Source organism: Geoglobus ahangari (assembly GCF_001006045.1).
Lineage (GTDB): Archaea > Halobacteriota > Archaeoglobi > Archaeoglobales > Archaeoglobaceae > Geoglobus > Geoglobus ahangari.
In genome coordinates this window covers 478,252-494,270 of sequence record NZ_CP011267.1, presented here as the reverse complement: position 1 = coordinate 494,270, position 16,019 = coordinate 478,252, and the positions used below count along the sequence as shown (strand labels likewise).

Genomic DNA, 16,019 nt, shown 5'->3' with positions numbered 1-16,019 from the left:
CTCCACCTCAAAAAATTAAAACTCGAAAACCTCCTCGTAGAACCTCTTCACCATCTTCGCGTCGGTGAGCAGCTCCTTCTCCTTGAGTATCTCCCTCTCGAGCTTCTTGAGGGTCGCGTGTATGGCGAACTCCACTCCCCATCCCTCACCGGTTGCAAAGAACGTGCCCCTGTCGGATGAGAGCTTTATCCTCACATGTATGAGTGGCAGCCCCCTGAACCTCTCCTTGTGCTGCTTGATGTAAATGAACATCACGGCATCCCTTATGAAGCTGCTGAACTTCCTCATGAACTTCTCCACATCGCTCTGAATTGCCACCTGATCGAACTCGTCGATCTCCATCCCCCTGACTATGAGCTCTATCCTGAGCTGACCCTCCGGCTTCCTCTCAGCAAGGAACTTCTCCAGAATGTCCTTCTTTGTCACTATTCCCTCGGGAGTCTCATCAGCAGCCACAACAACAACGCTCGAGACCATGTGCTCGACCATCTGGTCTATGACGTCCGAGACTCTGTCGTCCTTCTCGCATGTCACGGGCGGGTAGCTCATGATGCTCTCCACCATTATCGCGAGGGTCTTCTCCTTCTCTCCCTTGCTGTCGCCCATCCTTGCCCTCTTCCTTGGTGCTATGATCCTGTCGACTATGTCCTTGCCCGTTATGACTCCAACGACCCTGTGCCTCTCGTCCACGACCACGAGCCTGTCGACTCCGTGAGTCCTCATCAGCGAGAGCGCCTTTCCGGCTGAGTCGTGGGCGTTTATCGTCACAACATCCGGGTTCATGACCTCCCTGACTCTAACGTCCTCAAGCTCGGGCTTGAGTGAGAGCAGGAAGTCGTTTATGTAGATGACCCCATAGTTTCCGTCCTTCCTGACTATGACGAAGGGCGTGGAGTCCTCGATGAACCTCCTGACGACCCTCTCGACGTCGAGATCCGAGTAGTCCACGATGCCCGTCCTTATCACGAAGTTCTTGACCTTCGTCTCGTGGGGGTTGGTCATCGCGCTGCCCCTTATCAAATCTCTCTCCCTGATCACCCCGATGATCTTTCCGTTCTCCTTGACGACAAGGGCGCTCGCCTTGTCCGGATCGAGCTTGTCGAGAAGAGGAAACACCTTGGATATGGTGTCATCAGCATTCACAACCTCGTAATCGAACCTTATGAGGCTCTCGAGCTGTTCCCTGTCCATCTCATCACCTCCCACTCCTCTTTATCCTTCCAAAGTTTAAAAAAGTATGCCCGAACTCGTGGAAAATTCTCCCCGCATCGGCGAAAAAGTGGTGAGAAGAGAACTTTAAATGTCTCTTCAATCAGTCCGGGAGGTATATTCCCTTCAGCCTCCTTGCCTCCTCTATCCTCCTCCTTGCCAGCATCTCCGCAGCCCTGCTCGTTGTGATCACCATCTCTTCACCCATCGAGCTCTCGCTCATCCTGAATACCTCCTCGAGCCTGTCACGGATTCTCTCGACATCTCTCATGATCTCCTCAGTGCTCGGCTCCCTCCCCCTTCTGGCGCACTCGTACTCCTTGGCCACGGCTATCAGCCCTCCAGCGTTTATTATGTAGTCCGGGGCGTAGAGTATTCCGAGGTTTGAGAGCCTCTCCGCCACACTCTCGCTCTCGAGCTGGTTGTTCGCGGCTCCTGCCACTATGCTGCACCTGAGCCGCTTGACAGTGCTGTCGTTTAGCACACCTCCAAGGGCGCAGGGAGAGAAAACGTCGCACTGCACGGAGTAGATCTTCCCGGGCTCCACGTAGCTGGCTCCGAGCTCGATAAACCTCCTCACCCTGCTCGCGTCCACATCCGTTACCGTAACCCTCGCACCCGATTCCAGAAGCAGCCTGACCAGCTCCCCTCCAACCTTCCCAACCCCCTGCACGGCCACGTGCACACCATCGAGGCTCTCGTCTCCAAACACGTACTCAAGACACGCCTTTATTCCGCAGTAAACCCCGTAGGCCGTGAAGGGCGAGGGGTCTATGGACGTGCCAGCAACATGCCGTGTCTCTGACATCAGCACCCTCATGTCCTCGAGGGTCGTTCCCACGTCCTCGGCGGTGATGAACCTCCCGCCAAGGGACTGCACGTACCTGCCGTAGCTCCTAAGCAAAACCTCGCTCTTGTCCCTCTTCGGGTCTCCGATTATCACTCCCTTGCCACCACCGAAGCTGAGCCCGGCAGCGGCGGCCTTGTAGGTCATGGCCTTCGCGAGTCTCATGACGTCTCTCAGAGCGTCCAGCTCGCTCCTGTAGCTCCACATCCTCGTGCCTCCAAGGGCGGGGCCGAGGGTGGTATCATGGATGGCAACTATCGCCTTCAGCCCCGTGGAGGAGTCGTGGAAGAACACGATCTCCTCGAACTCCTCCCTCTCCATCATCTCAAACGTAGAACTCTGCTGGAGCTGCATGAACACCACCTGCCAGCTTCACGAGCTTCTCCCACCTCTTCTCAACGTAGCTCCTGATCACGTCGATGTCCTCCCGGCTGAGGTGGGCAAACCTACCCTGCGGGAGCAGGTACTCCTCAACATCCCTCAGCTTTCTCCTTCCACCTGCTATGGCTCTGCTCATTCCGGTGAGCCTGATCTCCCCATTTTCATACTCGTAGAGGATCCACATCCCCGTCTCAACCACAAGCCTCCCCATCTCGACCGTCCTATCCATCGGGTACTTCCAGCCCGGGGGGCAGGGGGTCAGAATCTCGATGTACCTGAAGCCCTCCTTTTTCCTTGCCTTTCTGACCTTCCTGTAGAGGTCAGTGAGGTAGCCTGCCGAAGCTGTGGCGACGTAGGCAACGTCCTGAGCCACCATCAGCTCTGCAACGTCCTTTCTGTGCTCCTTCTTCCCGCTCCACGTCGTCGTTGTCCACGCCCCGTACGGGGTGGCGCCGCTCTTCTGAACTCCCGTGTTGGAGTACATCTCGTTGTTGTAGCAGATGTATATCATGTCCTTATTCCTCTCCGCCGCAGCTGAGAGGGCCTGCAGCCCTATGTCGTACGTCCCCCCGTCTCCCGCCCAGACAACGACAGTCGCGTCAATTCCTTTCCTTTCAAGGCTTGCCGCTATTCCGGAGGCCGTTGAGGCGGATGCCGCGAAGACCGTGTTGAAGACGGGCACGTCTATCGCGGAACCGGGAAACATCCCCTGATAAACTGAGGTGCAGCTCGCCGGAACAACGAGCACAGTATTTTTACCGAGCGCTTTGAGGACTGTGCGCAGGCACATGGACGAGCCACATCCATGACATGCTGCATTACCGGGAAGCAGAAACTCCCTGTCCGGAATGGCCGAAATCTTCATGATATCACCTCCATAATCCACTCCTCTCTCCCACCCAACCTCACAGCCCTCTCAATCGCCTTCGAGGTCACATCTCTGCCCCCAAGCCCTGCAACTCTGCCGAGAACATCAGGATGACTTTTCGAGCTGTAAAGGGCTGACTTGACCTCGGAGAACAGCTGTCCCTCAGCTCCGGGGCTCACAGACCTGTCGATCACAACCACCCTCTCAGCACCTTCAAGCGCTCTTGTGACCTCGTCGTATGGGAAGGGTCTGAAGGACTTGATCCTCAGAAGCCCTGCTCTCTCACCGTTCCTCCTCATCTCATCAACGACAATCTTCGCCTCCGATGCGATTGCGCCGAGGGTGACCAGCACCGTACTTGCCCCGTCAGTCCTGTACTCCTCGACCAGAAGGGGCGTCCTTCTTCCCGTAAGCTCCTCGAACTCCTCCTCCACCTCCCTCATGATCTTCACGGCCCTCCTGTGCGACTCGACAATGTCCTTCCTGAGCTCCATGTAGTAGTCAGGGGGGAGGATGTTTCCGAACGTCTCGGGCTCGTCGAAGTTCAGGTTCCAGGGAGACTCGTAGCCGTCCAGAAATCCCTCGACGCCAGTTTCCACGGGCATGGCCGTGTGTGAGAGGACGAAGCCGTCGTAGCACACCATCGCCGGAAGCATCACGCCCCTGTTTTCCGCAACTCTATACGCCATCAGTATCGTGTCATATATCTCCTGATTGCTGCTGCAGTAGAGCTGGATCCAGCCCGTGTCCCTCTGGGACATTGCATCGCTCAGATCGGCCCATATGTTCCACCCTGGCCCTATTGCGCGGTTTGCGACGGCCATCACCACAGGCGTTCTCGCGTTCACGGCGTAGTGCAGCAGCTCGTGCATGTACGCGAGTCCGTGGCTCGACGTGGCGGTGAACGTGCGCGAGCCAGATGCTGAGGCACCTATGCATGCCGCCATGGCGGAGTGCTCCGACTCGACGAGGATGAGCTTCGCGTCCATCTCCCCAGTCTCCACCATTCTGGCAATCTCCTCGACCACAGGTGTGGATGGGGTGATTGGATATGCCGCCACAACGTCGACCCTCGCATCTCTCGCAGCCATCGCCGCGGCCTGATTTCCGGTGATCATGGCCTTCATGCTATCACCTCCCTCGAAACCCTCACCGCAGCTCTCGGGCACACAGAATGGCAGACGAGGCAGCCCTTGCAATACTCGTAGTCTATCGCGACGCCGTCCCCGTTTCTGATGATCGCGCTCTCGGGACAGTACAGCCAGCAGCTCAGGCATGCGGTGCACTTGCTGTAGTCTATCTCCGGCACGAAGTCCCTCCAGACCCATGTTTTCCCAGCCACGCCCCTCTTGGGTCTCGACACCGGAAACCTGACTTTCACCTCTTTCCTCCCTGCCTCCTCGCCTCTCCCGGAGCCCCTCACCTCCTGAACCCTTACGCTCTCATACCCGTCCCACATTGCCCTCACGTTGGCCTTCCAGCCATCCCCGAACCTTTTCCTGATAACGCTCTCAAGTGCCTCAGGGGGTATTCTGGAGAACACCTTCAGAAAAGCTCCGAGCATGGCCGCGTTAACTACCGGAGTGCCCGAGATCACGAGGTCGTTCTGGATCGCAATCTCCACCGCGTCCACGGTTCCGACTGTCAGCCTCTCCTGCGGGAACGTGAACGAGCTCGGAGATTTGGCCGTGTTCACGACGACAGCCCCTCCACTCCTCACTCCGCTGAAAATGTTCACGACCTCCGGAAGAACGGGATCGAGAACGATAACGCAGTCAGGGCTGTATATCTGGCTTCTCTCGAGTATCTCCCTCTTCGATATCCTCGTAAACGCCAGCACTGGAGCTCCCCTTCTCTCAGCGCCGAAGAACGGAATGGACTGGGCATAGTAGCCATGGACAAACGCGGCCTCGGCCAGCAGGAGGGAAGCGGTTACAGTGCCCTGACCACCCCTGCCGTGAAGCCTGATCTCCCACCTTACACCATCTACTACCTCATCCTCTTCGGCCTTCATCTCGCATCACTAAATACCACTATGTCCCACCCCCTATATAACGTAACAATAAATCATGATAGTTTTTAATATTCGATTTTATTTAAAAATTGTATTAAAAAAGATATTTCGCGGAGGTTTTTATATCCATGAGGTGCGGTTCCTTGTCCTTGAGCTCCTCTATGATCTTCTTCATTATCTTTGACTCTGCGATTCTGAGGTGGTGGAGGCATGTGGACTTCGCAATCCCGAAGCTCCTCGCCAGCTCGTCCACGCTCGTTTTTCTCGGCCACTCAAAGTATCCCCTCCTGTAGGCCTCGATGAGCACTCTCTTCTGCTTCATCGAGAGCTTCCGCGATATCTGGCTCACCACGTCCTCTTCCTCCTCATCCTCGAACGACTTCAGGTTCGCTATGCTGAGAACCTCCACGTCTATTCCATCAATCTCCAGAAGCCTGTTAAGCGTGTCGCTCAGCTTCTCCTCATCAATCAGGATCGTCCAGTACTCGTAACCGCCTGAGATTGAGACGCGCATGGGCATGAACTCGAGTGAGAATACCTTGTCGTAGAACGTGGCGTGAGAGGGGAAGCGGGCATGTATGTCTGCTTCGAGGTCACTCTTCCCTATGATGTACACCTCCTTTGCATACCTGTCGTAGTTCCTGATGTCGTCCATGTACTCCTTAAGAGCGTCGTAGCTCTCCGCAATCAGGTGGAAGTTTGCCCTGACCTCCTTTTCGAGCTTGAAAACGCCCTTGGTTACGAGGCACACGCCGGGATGATCCTTGGTGGACTCGATGGACCAGCACTCCGGGTGCCAGAGCCTCAGGGTTACCTTCTTTAGGCTCATCATCACATCCCCACTGCCTTCAACCAGTAACTATGTTTTTGCCACTATTAATCGTTATTTGATGAAGGATATATAGCAGCTCTCGACCATGGTCTATGGTGTTCAAAAAGCAGAGTCTGAGACCGAAACTTTTTTTAAGCAAATCGCAGAAAGGGTTTTGCAGCAGCGCGGGTAGTCTAGTGGTAGGACAACGCCCTTCCGAGGCGTTAGCCCGGGTTCAAATCCCGGCCCGCGCATGTTGCGTTTTTGGCCTACATTATATACTTGTATTCAGATTTTCAGGGCATAGAAGACCAACATTTTTCTTTGCCCCTCTAATCCAGCCCATGTTTTGGCGGTTATTTGCTTAAAAAGTGCTCAGCTATTTTTAGCGTTACGTTCGCTTCTATCCACGCTGCAATTACGATTAAAACTACTGAAATTAAAGCTAAGGTCAGGTATTCCTTTACATCTTCTCTTGTTAGAACTTGCTCCTTTCTGCCAACCAAGTATCTGATTATCTCGTAAGGAATTTTGAATCCTGCTGCTCCCGCCGTGATTATTGCGGGAATTTCGAGAATGCTGTGGGGGAGGGTTAGAAAAAGTGCCACCCTACCGAGACGTATGATTATACCTAAGGGTATGCCATTGATCAGCAATCCGAAAAATGTCGGAACTCCTGCGAAAAATGACCCTCCAATAAGTAATAGCAAAACATGTAGGTTATTTCTCAGAATATTAGAAAAACTTAATTTAAAATTATTTATGTTGAAGTCTTGTACAGGTTCTATTTTATTTTCAAATTCAAATAAATTGCAAGACCCAATAATCACACCACTCGCAAAAAATACTATAGAAGTTAACACCAACATTCTGTTTATCAAACTATCAGCCCCAGTAGCATAGATGTCAGTCCAATGAACAGGATAATTTCAATAATTTTTTGTTTAGAAAATAACGTACCCATCTTGTACTGGCTATCACTCTCTTTCCTTGGCTTTGGCATGAGCATTACGTAACAAGCGATAAATGCAGCCGTACCACTTGCAAACGCATCGAGCATTCCGTGCCCCGTAATTTTTGCAATGAGCGCATAAATAGTGGCAAGTATTCCTGAGATTGTTAGTCTGAGCATAATTTTTTGTTTCATATTACCCTCTCCAACAAAAATATAAAGAATTTATCAAACTTTTTTATTATAATCTAAGCAAGTAGTCCCACACCTACCGCTATAAAGGCTGCCCCTGCTGTGGCCGCACCTGCACCAGCAAGGTAAATTAGTGTACTTGTCTTAGCCACTTCTGTGCCAAGCACATATACTCCCACGCCAAAAAGTGCAGAACCTACTGTCGCTGACGCAACTCCGTCATCTCTGATGTTTGTGTCTGGATTATTTGATAACGCGTATTTGGAGACCAAGTAGTATTCCGAAAGTGTCATCGGCACCATCGCAAATCCCATCATTGCCAGAACCATCCCCACAGCCAGCCACTTTATTACTTCCTCATTCCCGTTCTTCACCGCATGCATCCCATCACCTCCTTAACTCCTAAAGTCCTACTTATACTTTAGTCTTCTATTATATAATTTTTTCTTTTATTCAATTGATTTGGATTTTTCCAATGATTTTGGACAAGACCAGAAATATTGAACCGTTAAAAGACCTTCTCAGATATACTCTTGTAGTACTCGAACAGGTCCCTCCCGAATCTGATCGCGGATTTGTCCTTTGAGATCAACAACCTCCAAAAATCGTAGTCTCCCGATTTTCGATAAAATCCAGCTGAAAAGAAATGGTCTGTGACTGTGAAAGCTATATGGGGGTGTTTGTCAGCCATATACACGCGAAATTTACCGGAATATTTTTTCGATGTGAGTATATGCTTCTACAAGCCCCCACACATCCTCCGTTACGACGATCTCAAGAATGTTGACCTTCTTTATGACCTCTTTGAAGACAGTTGGATAGTCTGGATAAAATATGGAGACTATTCCCCTGACCTCCTTCGAGCGCAGGATCTGGCCCATGACAATTTTGTGGGGCCTCAAAACATCCGTACTTTGCGACTCTACAACCTCGAATTCACCAAGTTCGTCTAACCTGAGAACGAAATCCTCCGGGATTTCTATTCTGTGGTCGGGAAATTTGCTCAGAAGATGGTGTAATTTGTCGAGGCTTCTGTGAAATTTTCTAATCATTTTCAGGTATGTTATGCCTAATTGGGTGAGTTCGTACTTATTTGCTCTTCTTTCAATTAGATTTGCTCTTTTTAGCTTCTGAATTGAATAATGCAGAGTCGATTTCGGGTAGCATTTTTTCAGGTCCGAGATTTCTTCCCTCTCAATTGCTTCGAGAATCTCCAAAACCCTGTCATTTGATGCGAAATCGAGAACTCTAAAGACCTCTGAATACATCATCTCTCGGTAAAAACTGTCGGCAGAATTTATATTTTATTGTTGTCCAAAGATGTTGGATTAGTCCAAAAATTTTAGACTTTTTTAAAAATAGAAAATTTAAATACCGACTTTATGGCTCTTTTCGTATGAAGTTAATTACAGATCCGAACAGATTTTTCGAGGAACTGAAATACAAAGACGTGAGGTTGAGGTACCCAGTGGTAATATTAACGTCTTTGGCGACACTCTTGACAGCATATCAATACACACTCGCAACGAAAGTATCTCAGGCTCTCCCCGAAGAGCTGAATAAGTTCTTCGTCATCGGAGCTTACATCGGAATGGTAGGCAGCTTTATTGGAATTTTTGCAGTCTGGCTGATATTGGCTGTAATCATGCACGGACTGTCTACCTTCTTCGGTGGTAGGGGCATTTTCAGAAGAACCTTCGAGTTCGTCGGTTACGGGTTCTTTCCCTCACTAATCGGTTCAGCAATAACGGTTCCCATGGTAGCTTACTACATTGCAAATGCAGAAGTGCCTGAAATCGGCTTGATTACTCTGCAACAAAATCCAGACGTGATGAAAACGGTGGCACTTTCCTTAATTCCAAAAGAGGCTATTTACTCGAACCTTGTGGTAAACTTCGCGGTCACGCTATGGTCGTTGACGATCTGGAGTTTTGCCGTAAGGCATGCAAGGGATGTTGGGTTGAGAGAAGCTTTTTTATGTGCTCTGATCCCGACTGCGATTTTCGGAGCATATCAGGTCTGGAGTATTTTGAAGCTGCTCTGATTCAGATTTTTTAGGCCTGTCCCATATTTTTTGAGGTTATGGTTTATCAGAAAAGTATGCTGCGTAAACTTCCATTTGTGTAATAATTCAGTTCCCAGTCTCTTTTGATGGTGAGACTAAGTCTCCACGAATATTGGAGCGTACCTTCAATCTTTGGCATCTGTGGATGAATTTGGGTAGGAAACAACCTTTATCAATTGCCATTCTAAAAATCTATTTTGTGAGGGAAACTGAGGAGCTGAGCCCAAAGCTGAGGGTCTGGCTGGAAAAGGATGGTATGCACATACTCGGGAAAGGTGGTGCAGAAATACTCGAGGCCATTGACAGGTATCGTTCCATTTCAGCAGCATCTAGGCACCTTGGAATGTCCTACAGATATGTGTGGGGATACATAAAGAGGATGGAGGAGGCCACGGGAAGAAAAATCGTGGAGGCGAGAAAGGGTGGGAAGGGTGGTGGGGAGGCGAGGCTTACCGAGTTCGGGAAGGAGCTTCTCAGGGAGTTCGAGAGGATGAGTGAGTTCCTCGAGAGGGCTGAGATGGCATATGAGGATGAGTGGGGGCTGCTGGGTGTCAAGATATCTGCCAGAAACAGGATAAAGGCCAGAATCAGGAAGGTGGAGGTCGAGGGTGTTGCAGGGAAGGTGGAGATGGTTGTGGAGGTGCCGGTGACGATAAAGGCGCTGATTACCGCGGAGGCTGTGAGGGAGATGGGGCTGAAGGAGGGAGATGAGGTATTCGCGATAATCAAGGCCACGGACATAATGGTGGCGAAAAAGCCCGAGTCAGTGGGCGTGGAAGTGTCCCATGTGGTAGATGAGCAGAAGGCCGGCGATGAAGACGACGAAGCTGATTAGCGACCTGCCAAAGTCCGTCTCCTTGTGCAGTTCGGGGATCAGATCGCTCGTCGCTATGTAGGTGAAGTTCCCGGCTGCAAACGCCACGACGACTGGAAGAAACCTCTCCGCAACGAGGAAATATCCAGCAATCGCCCCAGCCACTGCCGTCAGGGCGGTTAGGAAGTTGTAGAGCAGGGCCTTTCTGACCGAGTACCCGCCGTACACGAGAACTCCGAAGTCCCCGAGCTCCTGGGGGATTTCGTGGGTTATGACCGCAAATGTTGTGAGTATCCCGAGGTTGACGTCTGTTATGTAGGCTACAGCTATGACCACACCGTCAATGAAGTTGTGGATGCTGTCCCCTATGAGGGCGAGCTGGGAGACCGGGTGCACCTCGCAGTCGCTCTCGTGGCAGTGCCTCCACCTCATGATTCGCTCGAGAAGGTAGAATGACGTGAAGCCAGCTATGAAAAACTGAAACGCCAGCTCAATGCCTGCCTCGTTTATGGACTCCGGCAGGAGGTGGAAGAAAGACGCTCCCAGCAGAACTCCGGCTGCAAAGCTCACGAGGATGAATATCGTCTTCCAGAGCATCTCCCTTCTCATCGCGAGAGTGAAGATCCCCACGAGGGAGACGAGGCTGACGATGATGGTGCTGATGATCGCCAGGTGAAGCATAGCCTATCTGAGCCGTTGCTGATTAAAACAGTTTTCGGGATGCAGAAAAAATAGTGATTCAGAACTTTCTGAACCTGTCGAAGCCGGCTCCGCAGACCGGGCACCTGTCTATCTTTGTGTCTGTCGTGTATCCGCAAACCTCGCAGATGTAAATCTCGCCAATCTCGATGTCCTTTCCGTTTTCCACCGCCTGCTTCGCCTTGGTGTACATTGCGGAATGTATCTTCTCAGCCTCAATCGCGAACCTTATGCTCCTCTTGGCCCTGTTGTCGTTCTGAAGCTCTGCAACAGCGTTGTATGCAGGGTACATCTCCTCGACCTCCCAGTTCTCCCCGTTTATCGCGGTGACAAGGTTCTCCTTCGTCTCTCCAACCTCACCAAGCGCCTCAAGGTGATTTCTCGCATGCACAAGCTCTGCAAACGCAATCGCCTCGAAGAGCCTCGCAACGTTCTCGAAGCCCTCCTCCCTCGCCCTCGATGCGAAAATTAGATATTTCATGTGGGCCTGGCTTTCCCCGGCGAAGGCCTCGGACAGAAACCTCCTCGACATCTCACCCATGTTACCACCACACATTACTTTGGTTCGAAAGCATAAAAAAACTTTTGCATGAATTGTATTTCTGGGAAAAGATTTTATACTATCCCGTGCAGAATTAGGGACATGGACGATAAGGACAGGGTAATCATCGAGATGCTCACAAAGGACGCGAGAACCCCGCTAACGAAGATAGCTAAGAAACTCGGGATAACCGAGGCGGCTGTCAGGAAGAGGCTCAAGAACCTCGAGGAGAAGGGGATAATTCTGGGATACACGACCGTTGTTAACCCAACAATGCTTGGCTACGGGAGCGTTTCGCTCACGGGAATAGACACCGAGCCGGACAAGTTCCTCGACGTGGCGAGAAAGGTCTGCGAGTACGACTTCGCAAGGAGCGTCTACATCACGAGCGGAGACCACATGATCATGGTGGAGATCTGGGCGAAGGACGGGGACGAGCTCACCCGGATAATCTCGGACGTCATAGGGAAGATGGAGGGCGTTAAGAGAGTCTGTCCAGCGATAGTCCTTGAAAAGATGAAGTAATCAGGTTTACGCGAGCAAAAAGCGCTGATGATTTTTATTCTACTACTCCACAGGAAATAAAGGGGTCACCGCAGCAGGCCTGCTATCATCTCCGCGACGCTCACCCTTGAAACTGGGCTCAGTACGGTGTCTGTGGCGATGACCTCCTCTATCCCGGACTTGAGGATGGACGCGTAAACCTCCTTGTCGAGCAGAGCATGAGTCACGGCCACGAATATTCTCTTAGCCCCCATGCTCCTCAGCTTCTTTGCCGACTGGATTACAGTCGCGCCGGTAGCGATTATGTCGTCCGCTATGACCACGTCCCTCCCTCTAACATCCGCCTCTATTTTCGAGACCACGACATTCTTGGCGTCGATCCTGATCTTCTTTATCACCGCTGTCTCAGCCCCCAGTTTCTCGGAGAATGCGTCGAGCCAGTTGGTGGAGAACTCATCAGGCCCGAGGACAACCGGATCTTTGAGATCGAATTCCTCCTCGATGTATTCAGCCAGAAGGGGCATGGCGGATATGCACTCCACCGAGCTGACGTGCCCGTAAAAGTCCACGGCCACTATTCTGTCGAAGACACCCAGAATGTCCATCACGGTCTCGAGTGATTTGGCTTCTCCATAAATCGCCGTCCTTCTCCTCGAGTAGGCGAGATAGGGTGCTACGAGCACAATCTCCTCGGCACCGCGCTCCCTGAGTATCTCCCCTATGAGCCTCGACTCGAACAGAATCTCGTCAGGATTTGGGAAAAAGGTGTTGACCACGGCAACCTCGCGACCAACGTCGAAGGGGATTCGAACGTACTTCTCCCCGTAGGGCAGCTTCTCTATCTGTATGAAGTCCGGACTTTCACCGAGAAACCTGCCGATTTTTACCGCAATCTCCCCGTTTGTGCCGGGAATAAGCTTCATCAGGTATTGAATGGCTCCGGAACTATTAAACATTTGCGCCCATCAGCTGAGGTCTCCGCAGGCACAGAAGACCTCGTTGACGGCTGAGAACAGCTCGTCGAAACCCTCTCCGGTCTTAGCGGAGACGAGCACCGGCCTGTAGATCACGCTCGTTGCCTCTACGAACTTCAGAAGCTTTTCGAAGAACTCCCCCAGCACGCCCTCCCCTTCGAGCTCCCTCGCGTAGTGCTCGAACTCTTTCACTCTCGCCCTGTCGGACTTGTTGAAGGCCGTTATCGACGGTATCTCGAGCATCAGGGTCACTATCGCGGACTGGGCAATCATGGCGGAGTATGTGGAGGGAGAGGTGACTCTCGTCGAGTCTGCCAGAAACACGCCCACCGTGAACGACTCGAGCCTGCTTACAAGCTCCCTGCCAAAGCTCGTGTACATGAAGAGTTCGAGCTGGCCGGGGGTGTCGTATATCACGAAGTCCCAGCCGTCTTTCGGGATCAGGTCGTCGAGGTGCTCTGCTGCAAGCTCCATGCTCCTCAGCAGCGCCCCGTTTATACCGAGCCCCTCTTTCTCCATCACCTCCTCTGCCCTGACAAACTCCCTGACGTCCGAGATGGGGCTGTATCTTGGTGGAGACGCAGAGTCGAGGTTGACCACCCCTGCGGAGTATCCTTCATCCTCAAGGTACTTGGAGAAGCTCTCAGCGATTGTGCTCTTTCCGCTGCCCGCAGGTCCGAGGAGTATGATGTTCAACTCTCCCTCAGACCTCCTCGAGCTTCTTTCTGACCTCTTCCACCCCGTCCCTGATCTCGTCAACCTCTCGCCTGAGCTCTGCGACCTCCATCTTGATGGAGTTCAAAAGCTTCACGCCCTGAAAGAACCCGAAAACCATTATGGCGAGTATCACGAGCCCCATTATTACGGAGATCCAGCCCCCTATGGTCATACCACTCCCGTACGGCATACTCATTCCTCCTCAATCCTCCTCAGAGTTTCGTTATCCACAACAATTCTGAATTTTCTCGCCCTGTAAAACTTCTTCGCCCTCGGGTCGCTGGGATCGAACCTGATCTCACCCTCAACAAGCCCCGCCTTCTCAAGCTTTCTTATGTGCAGGTAAATGAGCTGTCTCGAAATACCGAGCTCTTTAGCGAGCTCGTACACGTACCACTCTCTCTCGCAGAGCTTCTTCAGTATTCTAAGCCTCACAGAGTTTCCGAGGGCCTCGCAAACTGTAGCGAGTTCGCTGATGCTACTCCGGTCATCCATATGCATTAAAATTGTGACACGGGAAAATATAAAATTTCCGTAAAACAAAAAATAAAGGGGAATTATCTCAGCAGGACGAAGCCAACAGGCTCTCCGTCAACGCCGAGGAACACCTTTATGCCGTTCAGCGTTTCGTAGGCCTTCAGGATCTCCAGCTGGTCGATCGTGTAGTCGCCCACTATCTTTCCAGCCGGCTCTCCATCCACGATTATCCTCTGAATGGTCAGCCCTCTCGGGTTGACGAACGTCTCAAAGCTCGCACTCTCAAGCACCGCTTTGACATCCTCCTCGCTGACCTCTACCTGACTGACTCCCTCTCTTTCGACCATCCTCAGGCCCATGTTCTGCTTTCCGTATCCGTGCCCGTATCCGGCACACTCTCCCGCAGCCGCGCCCATCTTGGGCTCACTTGCGCCATACCCAAAGCCGAGTGCCGATGCCGTGCCTATCGCAGCCACGAGCACCAGCAAGGCCGCCACCAATATCTTTCTCATGTCTCATCACCTCACCATATGTAATCATAATATTACTTATGCAACAACATGTATTTATACCTTCCTCCCTCGTGCGACTGCCAGAAAATCGAAAAGCATTTTACATGAAAAGTAATCTCATGTTGTGCTCAGGGTCAGCGACGTCACGAGCTTCATCACATGCCCGAGGCTGGCTTACTTCAGGATCCACCACTGGGTTGAAAGGGCAACGGAGTACCACGCGGCGAGGGAGATCTACCTGAGCCTCAGGAAAGGGTACGGATATGAGTGGGCGTTTGAGAGGTTCTCCACACTGTTTCCCGAATCCGAAGACGTTTTTCGAGCGGCAGCATCCAAGTTCAGGATGTCCGACGAGCTTGAAGGTCTGCAGCCCGTTGCATGGGAGGTGCACTTCGAATCGGAAAGGCTTGGCCTCAGGGGCGTGGTGGACGAGGTTCTTGAGGGTGACAGGTTTCTCGTGGTCATGTTGACCAAGAACAGCGAGGAATTCACGTTCAGGGAGAGGATGAGGCTCGCTGCTCTTTGTGCGATCTCCGGCATGGATGGGGGCTATGCCTACTACGCCTACGACGGGAAGCTGATGTTTTACAGCGCGAGCAGAAGGGACAGGTACAACCTGCTGAGACTCCTCGAAAAGCTCAGGCGAATTGAGAAGGGCTTTCTTCCAGAGAGGAAGGAGAGCGAGAGGTGCGAGTTCTGCGAGTACAGGGAATCTTGTGAAACCAAGCCATCAACCTTCCTCTCCAGATTCTTCTAAATGCTGCACGACCTCATGTCAACCTCGACAACTTTCCCTCGAGGCTCAACCTCCTTGAAAATCTGCCCCTCGAAGGTGTAAACCTCCACACCCTCCATCAGCCAGCAGTCCGGAGGTAAGCCAGCCTTCAGGCACGTGTGCGTCAGAAACTCCTCCTCGTCCATCCCGTACTCGACCGCCACCTGAGGCAAGAGCAGACCGCTGTACGGGCCGTAGACGACCATCAGCCCGTGCCTTCCCACCTCTATCGCCTTTGCCCTCTCCTCTGGCGGAACGCTGAGCTTCTCAGGAGGTGTAAGCACGGTGACCTCAACCTCGATCTCGTCCATCTCCTCAAGCCTCACGGGGGGAAAGCGTGGATCCTGAGTAGCTGCAGAGATGGCTGAGTCTATTATGGCCTCGTCAAGCCTCTTAATCGGGTAGGGGAAGCCTATGCACCCCCTCAGCTCTCCATGCTTCGTCAGGGTTGTGAAAACTCCCCTCTTCTCAGAGAAGACACCTTCAAGCCTATCCTTAATAACCTCTTTTTTCGAGAGGTAGGTTTCTATCGCTTTTCTTGCAAGTCTGACGGCTTTCTCACCCTCTTCGGGAGTAAGCAGTTTCATTGGAATATAGTATCCGGGTGATGGGATTTATTGTTTTTCTTACTTTTCAGCTTTCCGGAAACAAAAATCTCAGTGCCAGC

General features: G+C 51.9%; 23 protein-coding genes and 1 tRNA gene. 5 read left to right on the top strand and 19 right to left on the bottom strand.

Going from position 1 to position 16,019, the window contains the following annotated elements; genetic code table 11:
* Nucleotides 1-15 precede the first annotated feature (15 nt).
* From GAH_RS02845 to GAH_RS02820, 6 genes are all read right to left on the bottom strand, one after another.
* Nucleotides 16-1,191 (bottom strand): CBS domain-containing protein, encoded by a 1,176-nt coding sequence (locus GAH_RS02845; protein ID WP_048096689.1) that lies wholly within the window; start codon nt 1,189-1,191, stop codon nt 16-18.
* Nucleotides 1,192-1,312: 121 nt separating this feature from the next.
* On the bottom strand, nt 1,313-2,410 hold the full coding sequence (locus GAH_RS02840; protein ID WP_048096688.1) for a Glu/Leu/Phe/Val family dehydrogenase: 1,098 nt from the start codon (nt 2,408-2,410) through the stop codon (nt 1,313-1,315).
* The gene (locus tag GAH_RS02835) at nt 2,382-3,302 is read right to left on the bottom strand and encodes a 3-methyl-2-oxobutanoate dehydrogenase subunit beta (protein ID WP_048094597.1); all 921 of its coding nucleotides are present in this window, start codon (nt 3,300-3,302) and stop codon (nt 2,382-2,384) included. The genes GAH_RS02840 and GAH_RS02835 overlap by 29 nt, the downstream gene beginning before the upstream one ends.
* The gene (gene porA, locus GAH_RS02830) at nt 3,299-4,432 is read right to left on the bottom strand and encodes a hypothetical protein (RefSeq protein WP_048094596.1); all 1,134 of its coding nucleotides are present in this window, start codon (nt 4,430-4,432) and stop codon (nt 3,299-3,301) included. Before porA ends, GAH_RS02835 begins: the two co-directional genes overlap by 4 nt.
* Nucleotides 4,429-5,319 carry a 2-oxoacid:acceptor oxidoreductase family protein gene (locus tag GAH_RS02825; RefSeq protein WP_052747729.1) on the bottom strand — a complete coding sequence of 297 codons (891 nt, stop codon included), beginning with the start codon at nt 5,317-5,319 and terminating at the stop codon, nt 4,429-4,431. The genes porA and GAH_RS02825 overlap by 4 nt, the downstream gene beginning before the upstream one ends.
* 94 nt (nt 5,320-5,413) lie before the next feature.
* Nucleotides 5,414-6,151 carry a helix-turn-helix domain-containing protein gene (locus GAH_RS02820; protein WP_048094595.1) on the bottom strand — a complete coding sequence of 246 codons (738 nt, stop codon included), beginning with the start codon at nt 6,149-6,151 and terminating at the stop codon, nt 5,414-5,416.
* Between the two features lie 162 nt (nt 6,152-6,313).
* Between GAH_RS02820 and GAH_RS02815 the strand changes: the two genes are divergently transcribed.
* Nucleotides 6,314-6,384: transfer RNA gene (locus tag GAH_RS02815), tRNA-Gly, on the top strand.
* A gap of 102 nt (nt 6,385-6,486) precedes the next feature.
* On the opposite strand, the gene GAH_RS02810 is transcribed toward GAH_RS02815, so the two are convergent.
* The 5 genes from GAH_RS02810 to GAH_RS02795 form a co-directional block, all read right to left on the bottom strand.
* Nucleotides 6,487-7,011 carry a stage II sporulation protein M gene (locus tag GAH_RS02810; protein ID WP_245604060.1) on the bottom strand — a complete coding sequence of 175 codons (525 nt, stop codon included), beginning with the start codon at nt 7,009-7,011 and terminating at the stop codon, nt 6,487-6,489.
* Nucleotides 7,008-7,277 (bottom strand): hypothetical protein, encoded by a 270-nt coding sequence (locus GAH_RS02805; RefSeq protein ID WP_048094593.1) that lies wholly within the window; start codon nt 7,275-7,277, stop codon nt 7,008-7,010. The genes GAH_RS02810 and GAH_RS02805 overlap by 4 nt, the downstream gene beginning before the upstream one ends.
* Before the next feature lie 53 nt (nt 7,278-7,330).
* On the bottom strand, nt 7,331-7,657 hold the full coding sequence (locus tag GAH_RS02800) for a hypothetical protein (protein WP_048094592.1): 327 nt from the start codon (nt 7,655-7,657) through the stop codon (nt 7,331-7,333).
* A gap of 125 nt (nt 7,658-7,782) precedes the next feature.
* The gene (locus GAH_RS11085; protein ID WP_084632250.1) at nt 7,783-7,965 is read right to left on the bottom strand and encodes a transcriptional regulator FilR1 domain-containing protein; all 183 of its coding nucleotides are present in this window, start codon (nt 7,963-7,965) and stop codon (nt 7,783-7,785) included.
* 13 nt (nt 7,966-7,978) lie between these two features.
* Nucleotides 7,979-8,545, bottom strand: coding sequence for a helix-turn-helix transcriptional regulator (locus GAH_RS02795; protein WP_048094591.1), 567 nt, complete (start codon nt 8,543-8,545; stop codon nt 7,979-7,981).
* A gap of 125 nt (nt 8,546-8,670) precedes the next feature.
* Here GAH_RS02795 and GAH_RS02790 point away from each other — a divergent pair, with 125 nt between their 5' ends.
* Nucleotides 8,671-9,318 (top strand): Yip1 family protein, encoded by a 648-nt coding sequence (locus tag GAH_RS02790; protein ID WP_048094590.1) that lies wholly within the window; start codon nt 8,671-8,673, stop codon nt 9,316-9,318.
* 220 nt (nt 9,319-9,538) lie between these two features.
* Nucleotides 9,539-10,174 carry a molybdenum-dependent transcriptional regulator gene (locus GAH_RS10535; RefSeq protein ID WP_245604059.1) on the top strand — a complete coding sequence of 212 codons (636 nt, stop codon included), beginning with the start codon at nt 9,539-9,541 and terminating at the stop codon, nt 10,172-10,174.
* Here GAH_RS10535 and GAH_RS02780 read toward each other — a convergent pair.
* Both GAH_RS02780 and GAH_RS02775 read right to left on the bottom strand, forming a co-directional pair.
* On the bottom strand, nt 10,103-10,834 hold the full coding sequence (locus tag GAH_RS02780; RefSeq protein WP_048094589.1) for a ZIP family metal transporter: 732 nt from the start codon (nt 10,832-10,834) through the stop codon (nt 10,103-10,105). The two genes, GAH_RS10535 and GAH_RS02780, sit on opposite strands and share 72 nt — an antisense overlap.
* Nucleotides 10,835-10,892: 58 nt before the next feature.
* The gene (locus tag GAH_RS02775; RefSeq protein WP_048094588.1) at nt 10,893-11,393 is read right to left on the bottom strand and encodes a rubrerythrin family protein; all 501 of its coding nucleotides are present in this window, start codon (nt 11,391-11,393) and stop codon (nt 10,893-10,895) included.
* Between the two features lie 102 nt (nt 11,394-11,495).
* Between GAH_RS02775 and GAH_RS02770 the strand changes: the two genes are divergently transcribed.
* Nucleotides 11,496-11,918 carry an Lrp/AsnC family transcriptional regulator gene (locus tag GAH_RS02770; RefSeq protein ID WP_048094587.1) on the top strand — a complete coding sequence of 141 codons (423 nt, stop codon included), beginning with the start codon at nt 11,496-11,498 and terminating at the stop codon, nt 11,916-11,918.
* Nucleotides 11,919-11,983: 65 nt separating this feature from the next.
* Here GAH_RS02770 and prs read toward each other — a convergent pair whose 3' ends face one another.
* From prs to GAH_RS02745, 5 genes are all read right to left on the bottom strand, one after another.
* Complete coding sequence (gene prs, locus GAH_RS02765; protein ID WP_048094586.1) at nt 11,984-12,820, bottom strand: ribose-phosphate diphosphokinase; 837 nt, start codon at nt 12,818-12,820, stop codon at nt 11,984-11,986.
* Between the two features lie 42 nt (nt 12,821-12,862).
* Entirely contained in the window at nt 12,863-13,567 is a 705-nt protein-coding gene (locus GAH_RS02760; protein WP_048094585.1) for an ATP/GTP-binding protein, read from the bottom strand.
* Between the two features lie 7 nt (nt 13,568-13,574).
* Nucleotides 13,575-13,784 (bottom strand): hypothetical protein, encoded by a 210-nt coding sequence (locus GAH_RS02755; RefSeq protein WP_218915472.1) that lies wholly within the window; start codon nt 13,782-13,784, stop codon nt 13,575-13,577.
* Nucleotides 13,781-14,083, bottom strand: coding sequence for an ArsR/SmtB family transcription factor (locus GAH_RS02750; RefSeq protein WP_156967373.1), 303 nt, complete (start codon nt 14,081-14,083; stop codon nt 13,781-13,783). The genes GAH_RS02755 and GAH_RS02750 overlap by 4 nt, the downstream gene beginning before the upstream one ends.
* 62 nt (nt 14,084-14,145) lie before the next feature.
* Complete coding sequence (locus tag GAH_RS02745; RefSeq protein WP_048094583.1) at nt 14,146-14,577, bottom strand: hypothetical protein; 432 nt, start codon at nt 14,575-14,577, stop codon at nt 14,146-14,148.
* A 124-nt stretch (nt 14,578-14,701) separates the two neighbouring features.
* Here GAH_RS02745 and GAH_RS02740 point away from each other — a divergent pair, with 124 nt between their 5' ends.
* On the top strand, nt 14,702-15,334 hold the full coding sequence (locus GAH_RS02740) for a PD-(D/E)XK nuclease family protein (protein WP_048094582.1): 633 nt from the start codon (nt 14,702-14,704) through the stop codon (nt 15,332-15,334).
* Here the strand turns inward: GAH_RS02740 and GAH_RS02735 are convergent.
* Complete coding sequence (locus GAH_RS02735; RefSeq protein WP_048094581.1) at nt 15,331-15,939, bottom strand: TIGR00296 family protein; 609 nt, start codon at nt 15,937-15,939, stop codon at nt 15,331-15,333. The genes GAH_RS02740 and GAH_RS02735 overlap by 4 nt on opposite strands.
* Nucleotides 15,940-16,019: the final 80 nt, after the last annotated feature.

Bases quoted from the DNA above. Each gene is read 5' to 3' on its own strand.
- GAH_RS02845 (WP_048096689.1), bottom strand. From the start codon at position 1,191: ATGGACAGGGAACAGCTCGAGAGCCTCATAAGGTTCGATTACGAGGTT.
- GAH_RS02840 (WP_048096688.1), bottom strand. From the start codon at position 2,410: ATGCAGCTCCAGCAGAGTTCTACGTTTGAGATGATGGAGAGGGAGGAG.
- GAH_RS02835 (WP_048094597.1), bottom strand. From the start codon at position 3,302: ATGAAGATTTCGGCCATTCCGGACAGGGAGTTTCTGCTTCCCGGTAAT.
- porA (WP_048094596.1), bottom strand. From the start codon at position 4,432: ATGAAGGCCATGATCACCGGAAATCAGGCCGCGGCGATGGCTGCGAGA.
- GAH_RS02825 (WP_052747729.1), bottom strand. From the start codon at position 5,319: ATGAAGGCCGAAGAGGATGAGGTAGTAGATGGTGTAAGGTGGGAGATC.
- GAH_RS02820 (WP_048094595.1), bottom strand. From the start codon at position 6,151: ATGATGAGCCTAAAGAAGGTAACCCTGAGGCTCTGGCACCCGGAGTGC.
- GAH_RS02805 (WP_048094593.1), bottom strand. From the start codon at position 7,277: ATGAAACAAAAAATTATGCTCAGACTAACAATCTCAGGAATACTTGCC.
- GAH_RS02800 (WP_048094592.1), bottom strand. From the start codon at position 7,657: ATGCATGCGGTGAAGAACGGGAATGAGGAAGTAATAAAGTGGCTGGCT.
- GAH_RS11085 (WP_084632250.1), bottom strand. From the start codon at position 7,965: ATGGCTGACAAACACCCCCATATAGCTTTCACAGTCACAGACCATTTC.
- GAH_RS02795 (WP_048094591.1), bottom strand. From the start codon at position 8,545: ATGATGTATTCAGAGGTCTTTAGAGTTCTCGATTTCGCATCAAATGAC.
- GAH_RS02790 (WP_048094590.1), top strand. From the start codon at position 8,671: ATGAAGTTAATTACAGATCCGAACAGATTTTTCGAGGAACTGAAATAC.
- GAH_RS02780 (WP_048094589.1), bottom strand. From the start codon at position 10,834: ATGCTTCACCTGGCGATCATCAGCACCATCATCGTCAGCCTCGTCTCC.
- GAH_RS02775 (WP_048094588.1), bottom strand. From the start codon at position 11,393: ATGGGTGAGATGTCGAGGAGGTTTCTGTCCGAGGCCTTCGCCGGGGAA.
- GAH_RS02770 (WP_048094587.1), top strand. From the start codon at position 11,496: ATGGACGATAAGGACAGGGTAATCATCGAGATGCTCACAAAGGACGCG.
- prs (WP_048094586.1), bottom strand. From the start codon at position 12,820: ATGAAGCTTATTCCCGGCACAAACGGGGAGATTGCGGTAAAAATCGGC.
- GAH_RS02755 (WP_218915472.1), bottom strand. From the start codon at position 13,784: ATGAGTATGCCGTACGGGAGTGGTATGACCATAGGGGGCTGGATCTCC.
- GAH_RS02750 (WP_156967373.1), bottom strand. From the start codon at position 14,083: ATGGATGACCGGAGTAGCATCAGCGAACTCGCTACAGTTTGCGAGGCC.
- GAH_RS02745 (WP_048094583.1), bottom strand. From the start codon at position 14,577: ATGAGAAAGATATTGGTGGCGGCCTTGCTGGTGCTCGTGGCTGCGATA.
- GAH_RS02735 (WP_048094581.1), bottom strand. From the start codon at position 15,939: ATGAAACTGCTTACTCCCGAAGAGGGTGAGAAAGCCGTCAGACTTGCA.